General features: G+C 69.1%; 21 protein-coding genes. 14 read left to right on the forward strand and 7 right to left on the reverse strand.

The features are described from left to right. Nucleotides 1-419: 419 nt before the first annotated feature. The 3 genes from DSM104443_RS14335 to DSM104443_RS14345 are packed head-to-tail and all read left to right on the forward strand — an operon-like array spanning nucleotide 420 to nucleotide 2,237. On the forward strand, nucleotides 420-968 hold the full coding sequence (locus tag DSM104443_RS14335) for a cob(I)yrinic acid a,c-diamide adenosyltransferase (protein WP_171093347.1): 549 nt from the start codon (nucleotides 420-422) through the stop codon (nucleotides 966-968). Beyond that, nucleotides 965-1,543: a sigma-70 family RNA polymerase sigma factor gene (locus DSM104443_RS14340; RefSeq protein ID WP_171093349.1), complete on the forward strand. Its 579-nt coding sequence runs from the start codon at nucleotides 965-967 to the stop codon at nucleotides 1,541-1,543. Before DSM104443_RS14335 ends, DSM104443_RS14340 begins: the two co-directional genes overlap by 4 nt. After that, nucleotides 1,530-2,237: an anti-sigma factor gene (locus DSM104443_RS14345; protein ID WP_171093351.1), complete on the forward strand. Its 708-nt coding sequence runs from the start codon at nucleotides 1,530-1,532 to the stop codon at nucleotides 2,235-2,237. Before DSM104443_RS14340 ends, DSM104443_RS14345 begins: the two co-directional genes overlap by 14 nt. 15 nt (nucleotides 2,238-2,252) lie before the next feature. Here the strand turns inward: DSM104443_RS14345 and DSM104443_RS14350 are convergent, their stop codons facing one another. The 6 genes from DSM104443_RS14350 to aroG form a co-directional block, all read right to left on the reverse strand. Beyond that, nucleotides 2,253-3,128, reverse strand: a complete 876-nt coding sequence (locus DSM104443_RS14350; RefSeq protein WP_171093353.1) for a cobalamin-binding protein — start codon at nucleotides 3,126-3,128, stop codon at nucleotides 2,253-2,255. Continuing rightward, the gene (locus DSM104443_RS14355; protein ID WP_171093355.1) at nucleotides 3,128-4,921 is read right to left on the reverse strand and encodes a hypothetical protein; all 1,794 of its coding nucleotides are present in this window, start codon (nucleotides 4,919-4,921) and stop codon (nucleotides 3,128-3,130) included. Before DSM104443_RS14355 ends, DSM104443_RS14350 begins: the two co-directional genes overlap by 1 nt. A gap of 35 nt (nucleotides 4,922-4,956) precedes the next feature. Further along, a complete protein-coding gene (locus DSM104443_RS14360) occupies nucleotides 4,957-5,871 on the reverse strand; it encodes a DAHP synthetase I family protein (RefSeq protein ID WP_171093357.1) in 915 nt (304 codons plus the stop codon). Then, nucleotides 5,868-6,416 (reverse strand): hypothetical protein, encoded by a 549-nt coding sequence (locus DSM104443_RS14365; protein WP_171093359.1) that lies wholly within the window; start codon nucleotides 6,414-6,416, stop codon nucleotides 5,868-5,870. The genes DSM104443_RS14360 and DSM104443_RS14365 overlap by 4 nt, the downstream gene beginning before the upstream one ends. Further along, nucleotides 6,417-7,481: a 3-deoxy-7-phosphoheptulonate synthase gene (locus DSM104443_RS14370; RefSeq protein WP_246232960.1), complete on the reverse strand. Its 1,065-nt coding sequence runs from the start codon at nucleotides 7,479-7,481 to the stop codon at nucleotides 6,417-6,419. It lies immediately after the preceding gene. Between the two features lie 70 nt (nucleotides 7,482-7,551). Then, nucleotides 7,552-8,619, reverse strand: a complete 1,068-nt coding sequence (aroG, locus tag DSM104443_RS14375; RefSeq protein WP_171093363.1) for a 3-deoxy-7-phosphoheptulonate synthase AroG — start codon at nucleotides 8,617-8,619, stop codon at nucleotides 7,552-7,554. Nucleotides 8,620-8,812: 193 nt separating this feature from the next. Between aroG and DSM104443_RS14380 the strand changes: the two genes are divergently transcribed. The 11 genes from DSM104443_RS14380 (at nucleotide 8,813) to DSM104443_RS14430 (ending at nucleotide 18,982) form a co-directional block, all read left to right on the forward strand. Next, complete coding sequence (locus DSM104443_RS14380; protein WP_171093365.1) at nucleotides 8,813-9,166, forward strand: hypothetical protein; 354 nt, start codon at nucleotides 8,813-8,815, stop codon at nucleotides 9,164-9,166. Between the two features lie 74 nt (nucleotides 9,167-9,240). Continuing rightward, nucleotides 9,241-9,630: a hypothetical protein gene (locus tag DSM104443_RS14385; protein WP_171093367.1), complete on the forward strand. Its 390-nt coding sequence runs from the start codon at nucleotides 9,241-9,243 to the stop codon at nucleotides 9,628-9,630. A gap of 50 nt (nucleotides 9,631-9,680) precedes the next feature. After that, a complete protein-coding gene (locus tag DSM104443_RS14390; protein ID WP_171093368.1) occupies nucleotides 9,681-9,950 on the forward strand; it encodes a phosphopantetheine-binding protein in 270 nt (89 codons plus the stop codon). Then, nucleotides 9,925-12,075 carry an ApeI family dehydratase gene (locus DSM104443_RS14395; protein WP_171093370.1) on the forward strand — a complete coding sequence of 717 codons (2,151 nt, stop codon included), beginning with the start codon at nucleotides 9,925-9,927 and terminating at the stop codon, nucleotides 12,073-12,075. The genes DSM104443_RS14390 and DSM104443_RS14395 overlap by 26 nt, the downstream gene beginning before the upstream one ends. A gap of 31 nt (nucleotides 12,076-12,106) precedes the next feature. Further along, nucleotides 12,107-13,003 carry a lysophospholipid acyltransferase family protein gene (locus DSM104443_RS14400; RefSeq protein ID WP_171093372.1) on the forward strand — a complete coding sequence of 299 codons (897 nt, stop codon included), beginning with the start codon at nucleotides 12,107-12,109 and terminating at the stop codon, nucleotides 13,001-13,003. Next, nucleotides 13,000-13,548, forward strand: a complete 549-nt coding sequence (locus DSM104443_RS14405) for a LolA-related protein (protein WP_171093374.1) — start codon at nucleotides 13,000-13,002, stop codon at nucleotides 13,546-13,548. Before DSM104443_RS14400 ends, DSM104443_RS14405 begins: the two co-directional genes overlap by 4 nt. A gap of 2 nt (nucleotides 13,549-13,550) precedes the next feature. Continuing rightward, the gene (locus tag DSM104443_RS14410; RefSeq protein ID WP_171093376.1) at nucleotides 13,551-15,857 is read left to right on the forward strand and encodes an MMPL family transporter; all 2,307 of its coding nucleotides are present in this window, start codon (nucleotides 13,551-13,553) and stop codon (nucleotides 15,855-15,857) included. Further along, nucleotides 15,809-17,029 (forward strand): beta-ketoacyl-[acyl-carrier-protein] synthase family protein, encoded by a 1,221-nt coding sequence (locus DSM104443_RS14415; RefSeq protein WP_246232265.1) that lies wholly within the window; start codon nucleotides 15,809-15,811, stop codon nucleotides 17,027-17,029. Before DSM104443_RS14410 ends, DSM104443_RS14415 begins: the two co-directional genes overlap by 49 nt. Beyond that, nucleotides 17,029-17,799, forward strand: a complete 771-nt coding sequence (locus DSM104443_RS14420; protein WP_246232963.1) for a beta-ketoacyl synthase chain length factor — start codon at nucleotides 17,029-17,031, stop codon at nucleotides 17,797-17,799. Before DSM104443_RS14415 ends, DSM104443_RS14420 begins: the two co-directional genes overlap by 1 nt. Then, nucleotides 17,793-18,221 (forward strand): hotdog family protein, encoded by a 429-nt coding sequence (locus DSM104443_RS14425; protein ID WP_171093380.1) that lies wholly within the window; start codon nucleotides 17,793-17,795, stop codon nucleotides 18,219-18,221. Before DSM104443_RS14420 ends, DSM104443_RS14425 begins: the two co-directional genes overlap by 7 nt. Next, on the forward strand, nucleotides 18,218-18,982 hold the full coding sequence (locus DSM104443_RS14430) for a glycosyltransferase family 2 protein (protein WP_171093382.1): 765 nt from the start codon (nucleotides 18,218-18,220) through the stop codon (nucleotides 18,980-18,982). The genes DSM104443_RS14425 and DSM104443_RS14430 overlap by 4 nt, the downstream gene beginning before the upstream one ends. Here DSM104443_RS14430 and DSM104443_RS14435 read toward each other — a convergent pair. Beyond that, nucleotides 18,942-20,228, reverse strand: coding sequence for an esterase/lipase family protein (locus DSM104443_RS14435; RefSeq protein WP_171093384.1), 1,287 nt, complete (start codon nucleotides 20,226-20,228; stop codon nucleotides 18,942-18,944). The two genes, DSM104443_RS14430 and DSM104443_RS14435, sit on opposite strands and share 41 nt — an antisense overlap. Nucleotides 20,229-20,232: the final 4 nt, after the last annotated feature.

Here is a 20,232-nt window from a genome sequence, read left to right on the forward strand (position 1 = left end):
ATACCAATGGGGTCAGACTCCATTGAACGTAATTCGGTTTGCTCCACAAGGCCTGTCGGCCCACGGGGCACTGGCGTGCACGCAGATGCCCACCCTTGGAAGGAAGAAAGCCGCCCGGAGGCGGCTCTCAGTAGGCAGGGGTTCGCAGATGAACGCAGATAAAACCCCTGGGTGATGCCATTTCTTGTCGTCCAGTACTCACCATCTCCAGCGCCATCCATTCAGTCCAAGTGAATTTATCTGCGTTCATCTGCGTAACCCCGCCTACTGAGAGCCGCCTCCGGGCGGCTTTCCTCTTGCCAAGGGTGGGCATCTGCGTGCGCACCCGCGCCCCGTGGGCCCACAGGCCTTGTAGAGGGCAAACCCTCGCAAGAGGACAAACCCTCGCCCGAGGTCGTACCAAGATAGAATCACCCGCCATGGGATTCCGCCTCTCCAAGATCGTGACTCGCACCGGGGACAACGGCACGACCGGCCTCGGCGACGGCTCGCGCGTGCCGAAGGATGCGCCGCGCATCGCGGCCCTCGGCGACATCGACGAGCTGAACAGCGCCCTCGGCGTCGCGCTGGCCGAGCCCTTGCCGACTGAAGTCCGGTCCGCGCTGCTCGCGGCGCAGAACGACCTCTTCGACCTGGGCGGCGAGATCTCGATTCCCGGCCGCATCGCGATGGAGGAAGCGCACGTCGCGAAGCTGGACGCCGATGTGTCGGCGTTGAATGCATCGCTTCCCCCTTTGAAAGAATTCGTGCTGCCCGGCGGTTCGCGTGCCGCGGCGGCCTGCCACATGGCGCGGACTGTTTGTCGCCGCGCCGAGCGTTCCCTCGTGGCCCTGGCGCGCAACGAAACGGTCTCACCGGTAAGCCTTCGTTACCTGAACCGACTCTCCGACCTCCTCTTCGTCGCCGCCCGCACGGTCAACCGTGCCGATGGCGTTGCCGAGCCCGCCTGGAAGCCCCGCGGAAAATGACGACTGAAACGCACGCACACCTCGCCGCCCTCCTCGCCCGCGCCGCCCTCGGCGACCGCCGCGCCTTCGAGGAGGTCTATCGCGCCACGCATTCGAAACTGTTTGCGGTCTCGCTTCGTATAGTCCGGGAGAGACAACTGGCGGAGGAAGTCTTGCAAGACAGTTTCGTGGCCATCTGGAATCACGCGTCGGACTACGCTCAGGCCAAGAGCGCGCCCACGACGTGGATGACCGCGATCGTCCGCAACCGCAGCCTGGACGTGCTCCGCCGGGGCGCCCACGAGACCGAGGACGTCGACGAGGTCATGGCCTTGAACCTCGTGGACGAATCCGCCTCTCCGTCGAAGGAATTCGACGCGGGGCAGGACATGCATTCCGTGCACGAGTGCCTGAAGGAGCTGGAGGCCGACCAGCGCCAGTCGATCGCGCTCGCGTTCTTCCACGGCCTGTCGCACTCCGAGCTCGCCTCGCACATGCGCAAGCCCCTGGGCACCGTGAAGACCCATATCCGCCGCGGCCTCATGAAGCTGAAGGACTGCCTCGTGCGCCACGGCACCGCGGATGGACGGCACTGACATGCGCCATCTCTCCGCCACCGCTCAAAACGCCCTCGCCGCCGAATACGTCCTCGGGACGCTGCGCGGCCGCGCCCGCCAACGCTTCGAAGCGCTGATGCGGGAAGACCGCGCGCTCGCCAATGTCGTGCGCGGCTGGGAGGATTGGCTCACGCCGCTCTGCGCGTTCGTGCAGCCCGTCGAGCCGCCGGAGCGCGTCTGGCGCGCCATCGAGGCCCGCATCACGCCGCGCGCTGCGCAGGCGCCGACCGGTTTCTTCTCGAGCCTCGGTTTCTGGCGCGGTCTCGGCACGGCGATGGCCGTGGCCCTGGTCGCGCTGATCGTCATGTTCCCGCGCTCGCCGGCCGCGCCCGACCGGGCTTCGATGGTCGCGGTGCTCGCCACGCCCGAGGCCGATCCCCGCATGGTGATCGAGCGCCACGCCGGCAAGCTGATGGTGAAAATGGTGAAGCCCTGGGCCGAGATGCCCAACCAGGACCTCGAGCTGTGGGCCATCCCGAAGGACGGCAAGCCGCGCTCGCTCGGCATCGTCGCCTACAACAAGGATTCCGAGGTGCAGCTCCCGAACCTCGACGAGAAGCTCGCCGGGACCGTGGCCTTCGCCATCTCGCGGGAGCCCACCGGTGGCTCGAAGAACCCCGAGGGGCCTTCCGGTCCGGTCATCTGCTCCGGCCCCATCGCCCGCACCGCGTAATCAGTAATTGCTGAATCACTTCCGGACCTCGTCGACCTTCGAGCACAGCGACTCGACTCCTTCCGCGAGGCGCGCCGTCGGCCGGTAGAAGTGATCGCCGTTCACGTAGATGAGCGCGCCGGTCTTCACCGCGCGAAGCGTCGGGTGATCTTTCCATCGATCGCGGAAGTCCTTCTCGTTCTCCAGGGCACCTGCGCCGACGATGGCCTGCGGGTCGCGCGCCATCAGTTGCTCCCACGAGACCTCGGGCGCCACGCCCGGGAGGTTGGCGAAGACGTTGTCCGCGCCGCACGCCGCGAGGGTGTCGTTCATGAAGTGGGGGCCGGCGATCGTCATCAGCGGCCGGTGCTGGATTTCCAGGAGCACCGTCACGCGCGGCTTCTTCGCGTTGGCCACACGCACCTTCGTCATGCGCAGCTCAAAGGACATCGCCGCGGCTGGCGGCGGGCGGCCGGTCATCATGGCCACCGCGCGCAACGTCCGCGGGACGTCGTCGAGGCGCCGGCCCGAGAGCACGAACACGGGGATGCGAAGCTGCGCGAAGCGCTCGAGGTCGTTGTCGCGCAGCGTGTCCTTCCACGCGAAGGCGAGGTCGGGCTTCAGCGCGGCGAGCTTCTCCCACTCGACGCCGAGCGCGCCGGAGACCGGCGGCAGCCGTTTCGCGGCTTCGGGATAGTCGCTGTACTCGCTCACGCCCACGAGCTCGGCACCCGCACCTGCCGCATAGACCGCCTCGGTGATGAAGGGCGAGAGCGCGACGATGCGCTTGCCCGTGCCGACCGGAGCGATGGAACGGCCGAGGTCGTCGCGCACTTGTGCCACCGACGTCGTCGCGAAGGCGACGCCCAGCAGCAGCGCCGCGATCCGCCGCGGCCAGGCCAGGGCCCGCACTAGAACGGCAGTCGCGACAGGATGTGCGATCCGGACCGCCCATCGATCGTGAAATCGAACCGGGCGCCGGTTCCATCGAACGTAAGCTTGTAGGTCCCGACGTCGATGACCTGCAGCCTCGACGGATCGTAGGGACGTCCGAGCCACGGCGATCCCTGCGTGCGGTACAAGCGGCCCTCGTACGTCTGGCTCGAGCTCCAGCGCCCGCCGGGCATCATGTACCAGGTGGGGCGGTTGGAATCGTCGTACGTGTACCAGACCGAGAAGAGCGTGGCGTGCTGCTGCACGATCGCGACACCCCATCCCGATTGCGCCGCACCGCCCCACCACATCCCGCCCACGTTCGGCTGCGGAGATGCTTCGACCGGCCCGAATACCTGGCGCTGCAACGCCTTCTCGCCCGGGATTCCGTTGAAGGTGTAGCGGAACGTCGCGGTGTTCGCGTCCTTGAATTCCAGCCGTGCCGAGCCCACCGAGCGGCCAATGACCGTCAGCGACGGGTCATAGGCATGCCATGGCGTGCCGTAGGGAACATGGAAATAGCCGTCGAACTTCGTGCGCGCGTCGTTCCACGTGCCACTCGAGCTCACCCACCAGGTCGATCGCCCGGCGTCGTCATACCCGTAGACCACCGTGAACAACTTGCCCTCGGCGCTCTGCGAGAGCGTCATGCCCCAACCATTCTCCGCGACGCCCGACCACCACATGTCCCCCACTCGCGGCGGCGCGGGCAAGGGGAGCGTCGCCGGCGCTCCCGGCCGGCCCACACCTAACCGGCGCTGCCGCTGCTCGGACGCGTCGTCGGCCGTGAACGTGAAGGACACCGAGTTGCCGCTCACCACCGCAGGCAGCACGGTCCACGGAGCTGGAACTTCGTTTCCGTTGAATGACGTGTGCATGTACATCACGCCATCGGCGGGAAGGGGGTCGGAATAGTCGAGTTGAAGCCGCACTGCGACACCCGGGCAGCCTTTGACGCTTGTCTCGACCAGCCCCAGCGGGAACGCGCCGATGCCCGCGGGACGCACGAACACATCGGGCCAGAGATAGACGGATGGCAGGGCGCAAGACGCCGGCCCCGAGACGATCGACATGCGAGGCGGCCCATAGACCGTGCCCTCGACGTCGCGGGCGCGCGCAAGTGCCGGCACCGGCGAGGGCGGGTATTGGGCAATCCGCAGCATGCGTTTCGCGTTGCCGTACCGCGCGACGATCTCGTAGATGCCCGGCGTGCCGTTCGGGCGGACGAGCAGCAACGACTTGCCCTTCGAATCCGTCGGCGTGGGAGGCGACAGCGTCGCCGAGGCGCCGGTGGCCGGAGGCGGATCGACCGCGACGGGAATCCCCTGCAGCGGCATGCCCGCGCCCGAAACGGTCAAGGTGATCAGCGTGCTGCCGTTCACGTCCACTTCGCGCGTGGTGTAGTCGGGCGTGATGGCGAGGTCGGCGGGGACGAAGATCTCCGTCTCCGCGACACCGACGGTGCCACCGTTGCGCCCTTCGATGCGGCAGGGACCCGGCTTCACGCCCGCCCGGAAATCGAACGAGAACTGGCCGCGGCCGTCGGTGGTCGCGAAGCCGGTGGGCTGCCCGTTGAAGCTGCCGCACCCGGTGGGGACGCTGAGCAAGATGCCGACGCCCGCCGGGACCGGTCCCGCTTCAGTCGAGAGCGAGACGATCGCGCGGAAAGTCCCGCCAATCGGGACGGGCGGTAGCGGGATCACCTGCGCAGCCGCACTGGCGGCGATGCCGGCGAGCCATCCGGACAGCAACCTCGGGAAGAGCGAGCGCATGGAAGCTCCGGAATTTCGACCCGGCGTAGTCTACGTCAGCCGGACGAGACCTCGCGACCCCGGGCCCGGGTGCAGCGCGCCACATACGCCTCGCGAACGAGCGCGCAGTCGTCCAGGAAGTGCGGCAGCTCTTCCAGCGTGAGCGCCTGCGCCGCATCCACGAGCGCGTTCTTCGGCTGGGGATGCACGTCGGTGAGCACGAGATTCGCGCCCGCGATCACGCCCTGCGCCGCGACATGGAAGACATCCGTGAGCCCGTCGGGTGCGACATCGCGCGTGCCGACCGAATGCGACGGGTCCACGCATACGGGCATGCGCGTCAAGCGCTTCACCACCGGCACGTGGCCGAAGTCGATCAGGTTGCGGTGCGGATCGCCGAAGTTCGTCTTCATACCGCGCAGGCAGAAGACGATGTTGCGATTGCCGGCCGAGGCGACGTACTCGGCCGCCAGCAGCGACTCGTGCAGCGTGATGCCGAAGCCACGCTTCAGCAGGATCGGAAACTCGTTCTGGCTGCCCACGGACTTGAGCAGCTCGAAGTTCTGGGTGTTGCGCGTTCCGATCTGCAGCATGACGCCGGTGGGATTGCCGGTCTGCTTGAGCGCCTCGCGGATCTCGTCGAGATGCTCGTCCCGCGTGACTTCCATCGAGATCACGCGGATGCCGTACTTGCCCGCCAGCTCGAACACGTAGGGCAGGCACTGCTTGCCGTAGCCCTGGAACGAGTACGGGCTGGTGCGCGGCTTGTACGCGCCCATGCGCGCGCATACCTGGCCGTGCTCCTTCAGCGCGCGGAACGTCTGCTCGGTGAACTCGCGGGTATCGACGGCGTTGAGCCCCGCAACCACGTGGAAGCAATCCTGGTCGAACGTGACGCCGTTGTACTCGAAGCGCAGGGACTCCTCGTTGCCGGGGCGGCGTCCGAGGATGCGGAATTCGTCGTTCTTCATGTCAGGGCGCTTTCACATTCGAATACCGGCGCGTGCGCCACGTGATGCGCGGCAACCTTGGCTTGCAGCTGCGGCCAGATCGCCTTCATTCGCGCCGCCAGCGTGACGAGATCGGCGGAGCGGCACACCTTGCGGATCGCGACGGCGACGCCCTTCCCCTGCGGGACCACCTCGAAGATGGAGAGGTGTCCACCCTCGATCGTATCCGTCGATTCGAACGTGCCCTCGCGCCACTTGTAGAGATCGCCCGCCATGGTCTTTCGCGTCTCGATCCGTCCGGTGAGGGCGATCGGTCCCGCACGGACGAGCATGATGCCGGTGCACGACCCGCGCTTGCCCGGCATGACGGCGGAGATGGAAGAGCACTGCTCTCCGTCGACGGTGACGAGGTTCGCGTACAGCGCCTCCTTGATCTCCGGGTGGCTGCTGCCGCCCGAGACCAGGATCGCCACCTGCGAATTGGGAAGGTCGCCGTCATACAGGCGATTGACCGTTGTCGAGCAGCCGGCCAGGAAGACGGCCAACGCGATCGCGAGTGCCTTCATCTACTGCTCGCGGTTCGCGAGCCGGCGCTGCCGCACGCCGTCCGCGAGCACGCCGAGCAGCTTCTCGGTGTCCTCCCAGCCGATGCAAGCGTCGGTGATCGACACGCCGTACTCCAGCGGCTTGCCCGGCACGAGGTCCTGTCGCCCGGGATTCAAATGGCTTTCGACCATGACGCCCACGATGCGCTCGTCGCCGGCCGACAGCTGCTGCGCGACATCGGCACCGACGTCGATCTGCTTCTGGTATTGCTTCGACGAGTTGGCGTGGGAGAAATCGACCATCACGCGCGGTGCCAGCCCCGCCGAGGCGAGCTCCTTCGCCGCCGCATCCACGCTCGCCGCATCGTAGTTGGGCGCCTTGCCGCCGCGCAGGATCACGTGGCAATCCTCGTTGCCCATGGTCTCGAAGATCGCGGCCTGGCCGGTCTTCGTCATCCCCATGAACGCATGTGGAGCGGCGGCGGCCCGCAACGCATCCACCGCGATCTTGACCGACCCGTCGGTGCCGTTCTTGAAGCCGACCGGGCACGACAGGCCGGAAGCCAGCTGCCGGTGCGATTGCGACTCGGTCGTCCGCGCTCCGATAGCGCCCCAGGCGATGAGGTCCGAGATGTACTGCGGCGACAGGAGGTCCAGGAACTCGCTGCCGGCGGGCATGCCCATGCGGTTGATCTCGAGCAGGAGCTTGCGTGCGAGCCGCAGCCCCTCGTTGATCGCGAAGCTGCCGTCCTGGTGGGGGTCGTTGATGTAGCCCTTCCAGCCGACGGTGGTGCGCGGCTTCTCGAAATACACGCGCATCACGACGAGCAGGTCGTGCTCGTGCTTCGCGGCGGCGGCGCGCAGGCGCTTCGCGTACTCCAGCGCGGCATCCGAATCGTGGATCGAGCACGGGCCCACGATGGCAAGAAGCCGGTCGTCAGCGCCGTGCAACACGCGGTGGATAGCCTGCCGTGCGTTGGCCACCGTGGCGAGCGCCGCCGAATCCACCGGCATCTCTTCGGTGAGCAGCTGCGGCGCGATGAGCGCTCGTATGGCCCCGATCCGAAGGTCATCCGTGCGGCCTATGGGGGTCAGGTTCCCCGGTTTTGCTTGCCGTTCGGGAACCTGACCCCCGGAATTTCCAACCACCTTCATGTCACTCCCCTTTCGCGACGCGCCGCTTGCGCACCGCATCCGCCAACGTATCCAGCACCTTCACCGTGTCCGCCCAGCCGATGCACGCATCGGTGATCGACACACCGTATTCCAAGGGTTTGCCCGGCACGAGGTCCTGCCGTCCCGGGTTCAGGTGGCTTTCCACCATCACGCCGACCACGCGGTCCTCGCCACCCGCCATCTGCTTCGCCACATCACCCGCGACGTCCACCTGCTTTTGGTACTGCTTCGAGGAATTGGCGTGCGAGAAATCGATCATGAGGTGCTGCGCGAGCCCGGCCGAGGCCAGCTCCTTGCACGCGGCATCCACACTCGCGGCGTCGTAGTTGGGCGCCTTGCCGCCGCGCAGGATCACGTGGCAGTCCTCGTTGCCCGCGGTCTTGAACACGGCGACATGCCCGGACTTCGTGACCGAAATGAAATGGTGGCGCGCCGAGGCGGCCTTGATCGCATCCACGGCGATGCGGATGTTGCCGTCGGTGCCGTTCTTGAAGCCCACCGGCGCCGAGAGTCCCGAGGCGAGCTGGCGATGCGATTGCGATTCCGTGGTGCGCGCCCCGATCGCGCCCCACGCGATGAGGTCCGCGATGTACTGCGGCGAGATCAGGTCCAGGAACTCGGTGCCGCAGGGAACGCCCAGGAGGTTGATGTCGAGCAGGAGCTTCCGCGCGAGGCGCAGCCCCTCGTTCATGTCGAACGTCTCGTCCAGGTGCGGATCGTTGATGAGGCCCTTCCAGCCGACGGTGGTGCGCGGCTTCTCGAAGTACACGCGCATCACGATCGCGAGGTCGGCCTTGAGGCGGTCGCGTTCGGCCTTCAGGCGCGTGGCGTATTCGATCGCGGCGGCCGGGTCGTGGATCGAGCACGGCCCCACGACCACCAGCAGGCGATCGTCCGCGCCCCGCAGGATGTCGTGGACGCTGCGGCGGCCCTCGAAGGTCGTCTCCTCGGAGCGATCGGTCGCGGGCAGCTGGCGCATCACCTGCATGGGCGCCAGGAGCTCGTCACCCTGCTCGATGCGGACGTCGTCGGTGCGGTGTTGCGTCATCGATTCATCATCCCGTTCACCAAAAAACAAAACCGCCAGGCTCGGCTGGCGGTTTCGGGGTTCGCGTCGTTGCTGCAGGTACGCGTCAGTTGCTCCCGGCCGCCTTCGGCTTGGGAAACCAGTACCAGAAAAAGTAGGACACGGCGCGATGCATGGCTGGGATGTTAGCACAACGCCTATACTCCCCAACACCATGAAAACCCTCGCTTTGGCCATGTTCGCTACCGCACTGACGGCGCTTCCCGCGGCCGCGCAGGATACGGCTGCGAAGAAGGAAACCCCCCTCGATTTCACGCTCGAGCCCGGCAAGGTCCACGAGCATTGCGTGAAGCTCGCCAAGGGCCAGTCGCGCCGCTTCGAATGGGCCTCGAACGTGATCGTCGACTTCAATGTTCACTATCACAAGGGCGACGCCGCCTTCTACCCGTTCAAGGCCAACAGCCGCAAGGCGGCCAAGGCGAAGTTCACGGCGGACCATGCCGACGAATACTGCTGGATGTGGACGGCGCTGAAGGATACGGCGAAGGTCACCGGAGTGATCAGGTAAAGCCGTTCCAGGTGATAAAATGCGCGCCAGCTTGGGACACTCCAGGCGCGTCCAACAACCAAGGGAGAATCACCATGTTCCTGCGCACCGTCGCCATGGTCGGCCTTGCGGTCGGCGTCATCGCATGTGGCACCGTTGCCATCAATAACGTCCAGAACGCCCCCGTCTCCACCGCGAGCGGCAAGGCCCCCACGGCCGCGGCCGTGCGTGGCGCCATCCTGCAAGCCGGTGCCGGCCTGGGCTGGGTCATGACCGACGTGAAGCCCGGCGTGCTGGAGGGCAAGCTGGCCCTGCGTTCGCACACGGCCGTCGTCGAGATCCCGTATTCGGAGAAGTCCTACAGCATCGTCTACAAGTCCAGCACAAACTTGAACGAAGCCAACGGCAGCATCCACAAGAACTACAACGGCTGGATCCAGAACCTCCAGCGCGACATCAACGCCAAAGTCTCGGCGCTCAACTAGACTCACGGGCGGGGCCCTCCGGCCCCGCCGCTGCGAACGGCAACCGCACCATGGACCACACCATCGACCACGAGCGAGAAATCGCCCGACTCCTCGTCGAAACCCTCCACCTCGAAGGCATCGCGGCGGAGCAGATCGACCCCGTGCAGCCCCTCTTCGACGAGGGCCTGGGCCTCGATTCGCTCGACATGCTCGAGATCTCGATGGCGATCGAGCAGAAGTACGGCATCAAGCTGCGCTCCGACGATCCGGACAACCGGACGATCTTCGCGTCCCTGCGCAGCCTGAGCGAGCATGTCCAGAAGAACCGCCGGGCCTGAGTCCGGCGCCTCTCCCCGCACCTCCGCACCCCGAACGCTCCTCCGCTGGACCCTGCTCGCGCTGGGGGCCGCCTACGTGGCTGCGTCCCTGGCGGGCGTGCGCCTCGACACGGGCTTGCCGGGCGTGGCGTACCTGCCGCCGCTCGCGGGCTTCGCGTTCATGGCCGTGTTCTTCGGCTTGACCCTGGGGCAGGGACAGGTGCCGCTCGTCACGCGCGTGGCGATGCGCGAGCATCCGCGCCTGCCCGCGGAGCTCGTGGCCTACACGCGCACGCTGACCGCGATCTGGTCGGCGTCATTCATGGCGCTCTTCGCCGTCGGGCTCGAGCTCGCGTTCACGCTGCCGTTCCCGGCGTGGGCCCGGTGGACGCAGGGCCTGGCGATCGCCGTTCCCGCCGTGCTGTTCTTCGGCGAATACCTGTATCGCCGCGACCGCTTTGCCCACCATGAACACGCATCGCCGCTTCGCCTCTTCCTCAACATCGTGGGCGTGATGAAGGAAGCGGCGCTCGGCTCCCGGCCGGCCACCCTGCCTTTGCTGCGCTGCCGCAGCCTCGACGCTCCGTTCCTGCTCGACACGCGCGTGCCGGTCAGCGTGGAGCGCTTCCTCGGCCAGGCGCGCGCCCTCGCCGCGGCGCTCCCCGAGGGCGTCCCGGTGATCAATCTCTGCGAGTCGCGCCACGCGTTCCTCGTGGCCTTCGCCGCGGCGCTCTCGGGCGGCCGCGTCTCGTTGCTGCCGCCGGGCCATGCGCGCGGCGACTGGGAACGGCTCCTCGCGCGCCATCCGGGCGCCATCGTCCTCGGGGACCCGCCGCCCGCCGACGCTCCGCCGGCATGGCTCGACGTCCGTCCCTATCTCGCGCTCGACGTGCACAGCGCCGAGATCCCCGACATCGATGCGCACCTTCCCGCGGCCATCCTCTTCACCTCGGGCAGCACGGGCGAGCCGGTGGCGCACGCCAAGACCTGGGCCCAGCTCTGGAGCGGCGCCGAGGCGTGGGCGCAAGCGCTCGGATGGAACGACACGGCGCCGATCGCCGTCGTCGGAAGCGTGGCGCCCCAACACATGTACGGCCTCGAAGCGACCGTCGTGCTGCCGTTCTGGGCCGGGGTGCCGGTGCATGCGCATCGTCCGCTGCTCCCGGCGGATGTCGAGGATGTCCTGCATGGCAGTCCGTACGCGTACTGGTGGATGACCACGCCGGTTCACCTCCGCACCTCGCTCGCCTCGAGCGCCGGGGAGGCCCGGCCCGCGGGCATCGTCTCCTCGACGATGAGCCTGCTTCCCGCCACCGCGCGCGCCGCCGAGGAACGCTGGAATACGCCCGTGCACGAGATCTACGGATCGACGGAAACGGGTGCCGTGGCGCTACGCCGCACCGCGGTCGAGCCGCGATGGACTCCGCTCGCGGGACTCACGCTGCATGCCGAGCCCGAGGCGGTTCGTGTCGAGGGCGAACGCATCGGCGTGCCCGTGCGCCTCGGCGACCTCCTGGAATTCGGGCCCGACGGACGTTTCCTCTGGAAGGGCCGCGCCGCCGACCTGGTGAAAGTCGCCGGCAAGCGCGAGTCGCTCTCCGCGCTCGACCGCCGCCTGCAGGAGATCGAAGGCGTGGACGACGGCGCGTGGTTCGCGCCCGAATCGCCCGCGGGCGATGTCCGGCGCCTCGCCGCGTTCTACGTCTCCGGGACGATCGAGCCCGAGGCGGTGCTGGAGCGCCTGCGCCAGGAGGTCGATGCGGTCTTCATGCCGCGGCCGCTGGTGCGCGTGGCGAGCCTGCCGCGTACTGCCAACGGCAAGCTCTCGCGTTCGTCGCTCGCAGCACTGCTCGAAGCGTCGCACTCGCCCGAGCGCTTCACCGTGCCCGCCGACCATCCGGCGCTCGCGGGGCACTTCCCGGGACAACCGATCGTTCCCGGCGCGCTCATCGTCGCGCGGGTAGCCCGCGTGCTTCGCGCCCGCTTCGGCCAGCGTCCGGGCGCGCTTGCGACGGCGCGCTTCCACGCAACGCTCGCGCCGGGCGAGACCGCCGTCGTCGATGCGAAGCGCGAGGGCTCGCGCGTCACCTTCGACGTGAAACGCGGCGAAACGCTCGTGGCCAGCGGATCCTGGAGGCTCGAATGAACGCCGGGATTCGCATGGAAAGGACCCGCGCATGAGCACCGTATGGCGCGAGCGCCGCGAGCGAGGCTCGCGCTGGGCCATGCGCGCCTTCGTGGCCATCGCCGTGCACGGCGGCCGCACGTTCAGCCGCGCCGTGATGGCGACCACGTGCGTCTATTTCCTCGCGACCGCGCCCGAGGCCCGCGCGGCCTCGCGCCAGTTCCTCACGCGCGCCCGCGGCAAGCCCGCGCGGCTTCGCGACGCGCTCGCCCACCTCGCCTGCTTCGGCACCACGCTGCTCGACCGCATCTACCTCTTCACCGGCCACGCCGACCGCCTCGCGATCGAGGTCGAGGGCGAGGACATCCTTCGCGAGAAGCTCTCGCACGGGCGCGGGTGCCTGCTCTTCGGTTCGCACCTTGGGAGCTTCGAGCTGATGGGCGTGGTCGGCAGCGACGGCCGCGGCCTGCCCGTCAACGTGGTGATGAACGTGGATGCGGGCGCGAACATCCAGCGCATCCTCGCCGAGCAGCGCGGCGGCCTGCCCTACCGCGTGATCGCGCTCGGCACGCCCGGCGCCATGATGGCGGTGAAGGAGTGCCTCGAGCGGGGCGAGATCGTCGGCTTGCTGGTCGACCGCGTCTACGGCGACGAGGCGAAGTGCGAGCTTCCGTTCCTCGGCCATCCCGCGGTCTTCTCCCTCGCGCCCTACCAGCTCGCCGCGATCACCGGAGCGCCCGTCGTCACGGCCTACGCGCTCTTCCTCGGCGGCAACCGCTACCGGGTGAGCTTCGCCCCGCTCGCCGAGCGCATCGAGCGCACGCGCGGCGCGCCCTGCGAGGGCGTGATGCCCTGGGTGCAGCGCTACGTGGAAGGCCTGGAGGTGCGCGCCCGCGAGGCGCCGCTGAACTGGTTCAATTTCTACGACTACTGGGCGGCGTCGCGATGAGACGATGGCTCCTCGCATTCGCGCTCGCCGCCGCCGCGCTTCCCGCCGCGGCCCTCGACGTGCCCGGCCTCATGAAGCTCCTCGCGGCGACGAACGAGGTCACCAAGCCGTACACGGAACGCAAGTTCTCGCCGTTGTTGGTGGCGAGCGTGGACAGCGCCGGCACGCTTCGCTACAAGCGTCCCGATCTCCTCGAGAAGCAGGTGACCAAGCCGCGCAGCGAACGCTATCGGATCCTCGCCGACGCGGTGGTGATCGAGCGCGGCGGCAAGGAGCAGCGCATCGCGCTCTCGTCGCAGCCGGCGCTCGCGGCCATCGCGGCGAGCCTGCGCGGCGTGCTCTCGGGCGACGCGGCCCAGTTGCAGCGCTACTTCAAGCTGAAGGCGAGCGGCACCGAAGAAGCGTGGACGCTCGAGCTCACGCCCTCCGACGACGCGATCAAGGGCTACGTCGAACGCGTGGTCGTCGCCGGGCGCCAGGGGCAGGTCTCGCGCATCGAGACCTTCGAGTCCTCGGGCGACCGCACGCTGCTGGAGATTCCCTGACCATGCGCCTGGCCATCGTCGCCGCCTTGTTCGCACTGCTCGCCTTCGCGCTCGCGAAGACGGTGCACGTGCAGAGCGACTTCACGGCCTTCCTGCCGGCGACGACGACCGCGGAGCAACGGCTGCTGGTGGCGCAGCTCCGCGATGGGCTCGTGTCGCGCACGATGCTGATCGCCCTCCAGGGCGACGTGGACGTCCACCTTGCGAACGCGAGCCGCAAGCTCGCCACGGTCCTCGCGAGCTCGCCCGAGTTCACCTTCGTGTCCAACGGCGGCACGCTGGCGTCGCCGGGGCTGGTCGAGCTGCTGATGGCGCGCCGCTACGCGCTCAGCCCGCAGGTGAAGCCCGAAGCGTTCACCGCGGCGGCGCTGCACGAGACGCTCGAGAAGCGCCTCGACGATTTCTCCTCGCCACTCGGAGGAGCGACGCGCGCGCTGCTTCCCCGCGATCCCACGGGCGAGCTCGCCGCCCTCACGCGGCTCCTGGTCCCGGCCTCGCAACCTGCGCTCTTGCACGGCGTGTGGTTCGACACCAAGGGACGACGCGCGCTGCTCGTCGCGCAAACGCGCGCGCCCGGCTATGACAGCGTCGCCCAGGCGGCGGCCGTCGCGCGGGTGGAAGAAGCCGTGCGACCGCTCGGTTTGAAGGGCCGCCCCGCCCTGATCACCGGCCCCGGTGCGTTCGCGGCGCAGTCGCATCAAGTGATCGAGCGCGACGCCCAGTGGCTCGGGGGCATCTCCGTCGTCGCGGTGCTGGCGCTCCTTGCGTACGTCTATCGATCGCCGCGCGCCGTGCTGCTGGTCGCGACACCCGTGGCGCTCGGCATCGCCGCCGGCGTGCTCGCCGTGCAGGCGGGCTTCGGCTCGGTGCACGCGATCACGCTCGGCTTCGGCGCGACGCTCGTCGGAGAAGCCGTCGACTATCCCAACTATGTCCTCGTGCAATCGAGCGGCGATCCGGGAGCGCTCCAACGCATCAGCCGCACGCTCGCGCTCGGCGTCCTCACCACCGTCGCCAGCGCGCTCGCCCTCGCCTTCTCCGGCTTCCAGGGCCTGGCGCAGCTCGGCGTCCTGACGATGGTCGGGATCGTCGTCGCGGGCGCCGCGGCGCGCTGGCTCGTACCCTGGATGGCGGCGGGCCACACGCCGGTGGTGCACGCGCTGCCGCTGCCCCGCATCCGCTTCTCCGCCACGCGCCGCACGCGCCTGCTGGCCGGCGTGGCGACACTCGCGGCGATCGCAGGCCTCGCCGCGACGCATCCCGCATGGTGGGAGCGCGATCTCGCAAACCTGAGCCCGATCTCGCAGGACATGCGCGCGCGCGATGCCCAGTTGCGAGCCGAGATGGGCGCACCCGACGTGGGCCTGCTTGCGGCCACGAGCGGCGCGACCGAAGCCGAGGCCCTGGCGCGCGCCGAATCCCTGCTGCCCGTCCTCGATCGCGAAAAGTCCAACGGAGCGTTGCGCGGCTATGACTCGCCCGCGACGCTCCTGCCCTCCACCGCCACGCAGGATGCGAGGCGCGCGGCGCTGCCCGAGCCTGCAGCGCTCGCCGCCAACCTCGCGACGGCGCTTCGGGGCTTGCCCTTCCGTCCCGACGCGTTCACACCCTTCCTCGACGATGTGCGCGCCGCGAAGACCCGTGCGCCGGTGACGCGCGCCGACTACGCCGGCACGCCGCTCGCCGCCAAGCTCGAAGCACTCGTCGTCCAGGCGGACGGCCAGTGGCTCGCCCTCACGACCCTTGCCGGAGTCCGCGATGCCCGCGCGTTCGAAAGCACCCTCGCGAAGGCCACGAACGGAACGACGCGCTTGGTGGACCTGAAGGCGATCTCGACCGGCATGGTGGACAACTACCTCCGGGAGTCGCTGCGCCAGGTGGCGATCGGTGCGGCGCTGATCGCGCTGCTGCTCGTCGTGGGATTGCGCTCGTTCGTGCGCGCCGGGCGGGTCATGGCTCCGTGCCTCGCGGCCCTCGTGCTCGCGGCCGCGGTCCTTGTGGCGTTGGGCACTCGCATCTCGGTCTTCCATCTCGTGGCGCTGCTGCTCGTGCTCGGTATCGGCCTCAACTACGCGTTGTTCCTCGAGAATGCCGGCACGAACGACGAGCAGCGCGAGCGCACGCGCCAGGCGTTGGCCCTGTGCGTGGCGACCACCGTGATCACCTTCGGCGTGCTCGCGTTCTCCACCACGCCGGTGCTACGCGCGATCGGTGTCACGGTGGCCCTGGGCGCGCTCCTGTCGCTCGCCCTCGCCGCCGCATGGCTCGGCGCGCCGCGTATCTCCACGGCACGGACCGTCGCGCCATGAAGCCGCTCGCCGTCACCGCCTTCACGACGACGAACCCCGCGGGCATCGGCAATGCCGCAACGCTCGCCGCCTTGCGCGAAGGCCGAACCGGCCTCGTGCCCAACACGCTCGACTGGGCGCCGATCGCATGCTGGGTGGGCCAGGTTCCCGGCGCGGCGCGCATCGCGCTGCCCGAAGCACTGCGCGACTACGACTGCGCCAACACACGCCTCGCCCTGCTGGCGCTCGAGCAGGACGGCTTCCGCGACGCCGTCGCACGCGCGGTCCAGCGGGTCGGCGCCCATCGCGTCGGCGTATTCCTCGGCACGACCACTTCCGGCATCCGCTCCACCGAGATCGCCTACGCCCATCGCAACCCCGACGGCTCGCTGCCCGCGGATTTCCGCTACGACACGTGCCACAACATGGACGCGACGACGGAGCTGGTGCGGCGCTTCCTCGGCGTGTCGGGACCGAGCCTTACGATCTCCACCGCGTGCTCGTCCTCCGCGAAGGTCTTCGCCGCCGCCGAGCGTTACCTGCGCGCAGGGCTCGTCGATGCCGCGGTCGTGGGCGGCGTCGACACGCTCTGCCAGACGACGCTCTACGGATTCAACGCGCTGCAGCTCGTCTCCGAGGATGTGTGCCGGCCCTACGACGCGGCGCGCAAGGGCCTCACGATCGGTGAAGCCGGCGGGTTCGCGCTCCTGGAAGATAGCGAGGCGGCCCTCCAGTTGCTCGGCTACGGCGAGACCTGCGACGCGCACCACATGTCCACGCCGCATCCCGAGGGTGCGGGCGCGCGCCTCGCCATGATCGGTGCGCTCGAGGCCGCATCGCTGGATGCCAACGCCATCGACTACGTGAACCTCCACGGCACGGCTTCGCCCGCCAACGACCTCGCCGAGGGCCGCGCCGTGCACGACCTCTTCGGCGATCGCGTGCCGTGCTCGTCGACCAAGGGCGTGACCGGACACACGCTGGGAGCGGCGGGCATCACCGAGGCGGTCATCTCGCTCCTCGCACTCGAGGCCGGCTTCCGCCCCGGCAGTCCCACGACACGTTCGGTGGACGAAGCGACGCGCTGCCGCTTCGAGCCCACGGGAGCCGAAGCGAAGCTGCAGCGCGTGATGAGCAACAGCTTCGGATTCGGCGGCAACAACTGCGCCCTCGTCTTCGGGAGGGCCTCGTGATGCGCGTCCACGTGCGATCGATCGGCGTGCTCGCCCCCGGCCTCCCCGGCTGGGAAGCGGCGCAACCCGTGGTGCGTGGAGAGCGCGCGCTCGAAATGGCGCCGCTCACCCCGCCCGTGCCGCGCTGCCTGCCCGCCGCCGAGCGCCGGCGCAGCAGTCCCACCGCGCGCCTCGCCATCGCCGTGGCCGAGCAGGCGATCGACGCCTCCGCGATCCCGGCCGCGGAGATGGAGATGGTGTTCGCCGCCGCGGAAGCCGCGGGCGAGATCACGCACCAGCTCTGCGAGGTGCTCGCGACCACGCGCGAGATTTCGCCCACCGTCTTCCACAACTCCGTGCACAACGCTCCGCTCGGCTACCTCAGCATCGCGATGGGTGCCAAGCTCTCGGGCACGAGTGTCTGCCGCGGCCGCTGGTCGTTCGCGAACGGCCTGGTGTGCGCCGCGTTGCAGGCACAGGCCGCGCAGCGTCCCGTGCTCTTCGTCTGCTACGACAGCCCGATGCCGATGCCGCTGCAGGCCGTGTGCGCGATGGTCGACCCCACCGCGGTAGCGATGGTGCTGGCTCCCGACCGCATCGACGCCGTCGCCAGCGCGAGCCTCGAGATCGTCCAGGCCGACGTCGAGAATGAATGGCCGGCGTGGATCCCCGCGTCGTGGCACGCGAACCCGAGCGCGCGGGGCCTCGCCGCCCTCGGAGCCTTCGCTTCCCCGCACGGCACGGTGCGCGTGCCTTTCGCACCCGGCCAGGCCCTGGAGATCCGGTGCTAGACCGCGAAGCCATCGCCGCGCGCATCCCGCACACCGGCCGGATGGTGCTGCTCGACCGCGTGATCGAGTGGGATGCGCAAGCGCTCTCCTGCGGAACGCGCACCCACCTCGACCCGCACAACCCGCTGCGCGAGCCGGAGGGCCTGCCCGTGTGGGCCGGCCTCGAGTACGCGGCACAGGCTGCCGCCCTGCACGGCTCGCTGCTGGGGGGTGGCGCCCCGCGGCGCGGCTACCTCGCCCTGGCGCGCGACGTGCAGCCCTTCTGCGAGCACCTGGACGGCATCGAGGGCGAGCTGGTCGTGCGCGCCACGCTCGTCCACGCGGATCCGGCCGGCGCCATCTACCATTTCGAACTCGCGTGCCCGACGCGTGTCCTCCTCACTGGGCGAACCACTCTCATGTACGCGAAGGAAACCGCTTGAAGATCGTTGTCGTCATCCCGGCCTACGATGAAGCCGCCACCATCCGCGAGGTTGCCTCGCAAGCGCGCGCGCTCGCCGAGACCGTGATCGTCGTGGACGACGGCTCGCGCGACGGCACCGCCGCGAAGCTCGAGGGACTGGACGTCCTGGTCCTGCGCCACGAGAAGAACCGCGGCAAGGCCGACACCCTGTGGACCGGGTTCGCGCGCGCGCTCGAGCTGGGCGCCGACCTCGTCGTGACCCTCGACGGCGACGGGCAGCACCGCGCCGAGGACATCCCGCGCCTGATCGAGGCCTACCGGCAGCATCCGGAGAGCATCGTCGTCGGCTCGCGCCTGCACGACCGCTCGAACTTCCCCGCGCGCCGCTACTACGCGAACTGCTTCGCGCGCTTCTGGATCTCGTGGGCCGCGGGCTACCCGATCGCCGATACGCAGACGGGCTTCCGCATCTACCCGGCGCGCCTGCTGGAGCAGTTGGAGCGCGCGCACTTCCACGGCGTGGGCTTCGTCTTCGAGAGCGAGGTGCTGATCCGCGCCGCGCATCGCGGCACCCGCGCGGTAGCGGTGCCGATCCCCGGGATCTATCCCAAGGCCGCCCGCGCCAGCCACTTCCGGCCGGTGCTCGACATCCTGCTCATCGTGCGCATGGTGGCCGGGCACCTGCTTCGCAAGGGCATGTTCCCGATGGGACTGTGGCGCAGCCTCGGCCGCGCCGAGGTCATCGTGCCGGGCCCGCTGCCTGGCTCAACAGGCGATTGAGGAGCGCGGAGACCTCCGCGTCGCGCAGCACGCCCATGTGCGTGTCGTCGAATCCGTAGAGGCGGACGGCGTTGCGTTGCACGGCGGGCGCGAGCTGGCTCGCGACGGTGACGCCGCCGTCGTCCGACGGGCCGAACGACGTGCTCTTCCGCTCGAACGTGAACAGCAGGTGGTGCGGCGGGTCGTTCGGCAAGGCGGCCGCGTACAGGCTGCGCAGATATGCGCTGCCCGGCGCCATGTCCTCCCACACGCGAACCACCGTGGGGGCGGTCTTCACGCCGAGCTCCGCCGCGGCATGGCCCGCGAAGGGCGTGGAGATCGTGACGAAGGTGAGGATCTCGCCCGCTCGCGCGCGCTGCACATGGCGCTGTATGAAGCCGCGCGCGACGAGGCCCCCCATGCTGTGGGCGACGACCGCGAAGTGCTTCACGCCGTAGCGCAGCTGCATCTTGGCCACCGTCTGCTCGAGATGCTCGGCCAGGCGCTCGAGGTGGGCTCCGGACGGGTAGTAGTAGACCCAGGGCTCGAAGCGGGCGCGGTCGAGGTGCTCGATCAGGTACGAGAAGCTGGCCGGCGTGCCGTTGATGCCGTGCACGAACAGCACCGGTGTCTTCCGGGGGTCGTGCGGGCCGAGCATGTAGACGCCTGCGTTGCCGTCCATGAGGAAGTCGAACGGTCGCCACAGCCCGCTTCGCGCCGTGTCCTCGCTGAAGCGCGGGTCGGCGAGCGTCGTCACCTGGCCCGCCGCCGTGAGCTGGCCCAGCGTCGCGTTGACCTGGCTCGTCGAGTCGCGCGGCGTGAGGCTCGCGAGGTCGAGCGTTTCGTCGAGGCGGCCCGCCGTTCGCTCGGGCACGCGAAGCGTGAGCTCCGCAACGCGCGTCCCCGGCTTGCACGTGACCGGCGAGAACGCACCGGGCGCCACGAAGGGCTCGCCGGGTTGGTAGCGAAAATCGCGGTTGGCGTCTTCGAAGGCCGAGACGCGGTACGTACCCGCGGGCGCGATGAAGCCCCAGCGTCCCGGGCCTTCGAGCACGAAGTGGTCGATGCCGTTCCAGGCGGGGCCGGCCCCGGCCGCGGCCCGGGAGAGCGTCACGATGAAGGGGCCCTGCACTTCGCTCTGCGCGGAGAGCGTCCCGGTGACGATGCAGTAGGCGTCGAGCTCCTCCTGCTGCTCCCGGACCTCGCGGAAGACGCAGCCGCTCGCGGCGAGCGCGAGCAGGAATGAAAGCGCTACGCGGCCCGTCATGCCG

Source organism: Usitatibacter rugosus (genome assembly GCF_013003965.1).
Classification (GTDB): domain Bacteria; phylum Pseudomonadota; class Gammaproteobacteria; order Burkholderiales; family Usitatibacteraceae; genus Usitatibacter; species Usitatibacter rugosus.

Coding starts and splice junctions, on each gene's coding strand:
- DSM104443_RS14410 (WP_171093376.1), top strand. CDS start 13,551: ATGCGCCTGGCCATCGTCGCCGCCTTGTTCGCACTGCTCGCCTTCGCG.
- DSM104443_RS14435 (WP_171093384.1), bottom strand. CDS start 20,228: ATGACGGGCCGCGTAGCGCTTTCATTCCTGCTCGCGCTCGCCGCGAGC.
- DSM104443_RS14365 (WP_171093359.1), bottom strand. CDS start 6,416: ATGAAGGCACTCGCGATCGCGTTGGCCGTCTTCCTGGCCGGCTGCTCG.
- DSM104443_RS14415 (WP_246232265.1), top strand. CDS start 15,809: ATGGCTCGGCGCGCCGCGTATCTCCACGGCACGGACCGTCGCGCCATG.
- DSM104443_RS14395 (WP_171093370.1), top strand. CDS start 9,925: ATGTCCAGAAGAACCGCCGGGCCTGAGTCCGGCGCCTCTCCCCGCACC.
- DSM104443_RS14360 (WP_171093357.1), bottom strand. CDS start 5,871: ATGAAGAACGACGAATTCCGCATCCTCGGACGCCGCCCCGGCAACGAG.
- DSM104443_RS14355 (WP_171093355.1), bottom strand. CDS start 4,921: ATGCGCTCGCTCTTCCCGAGGTTGCTGTCCGGATGGCTCGCCGGCATC.
- DSM104443_RS14380 (WP_171093365.1), top strand. CDS start 8,813: ATGAAAACCCTCGCTTTGGCCATGTTCGCTACCGCACTGACGGCGCTT.
- DSM104443_RS14420 (WP_246232963.1), top strand. CDS start 17,029: ATGCGCGTCCACGTGCGATCGATCGGCGTGCTCGCCCCCGGCCTCCCC.
- DSM104443_RS14390 (WP_171093368.1), top strand. CDS start 9,681: ATGGACCACACCATCGACCACGAGCGAGAAATCGCCCGACTCCTCGTC.
- DSM104443_RS14400 (WP_171093372.1), top strand. CDS start 12,107: ATGAGCACCGTATGGCGCGAGCGCCGCGAGCGAGGCTCGCGCTGGGCC.
- DSM104443_RS14405 (WP_171093374.1), top strand. CDS start 13,000: ATGAGACGATGGCTCCTCGCATTCGCGCTCGCCGCCGCCGCGCTTCCC.
- DSM104443_RS14385 (WP_171093367.1), top strand. CDS start 9,241: ATGTTCCTGCGCACCGTCGCCATGGTCGGCCTTGCGGTCGGCGTCATC.
- aroG (WP_171093363.1), bottom strand. CDS start 8,619: ATGACGCAACACCGCACCGACGACGTCCGCATCGAGCAGGGTGACGAG.
- DSM104443_RS14340 (WP_171093349.1), top strand. CDS start 965: ATGACGACTGAAACGCACGCACACCTCGCCGCCCTCCTCGCCCGCGCC.
- DSM104443_RS14345 (WP_171093351.1), top strand. CDS start 1,530: ATGGACGGCACTGACATGCGCCATCTCTCCGCCACCGCTCAAAACGCC.
- DSM104443_RS14335 (WP_171093347.1), top strand. CDS start 420: ATGGGATTCCGCCTCTCCAAGATCGTGACTCGCACCGGGGACAACGGC.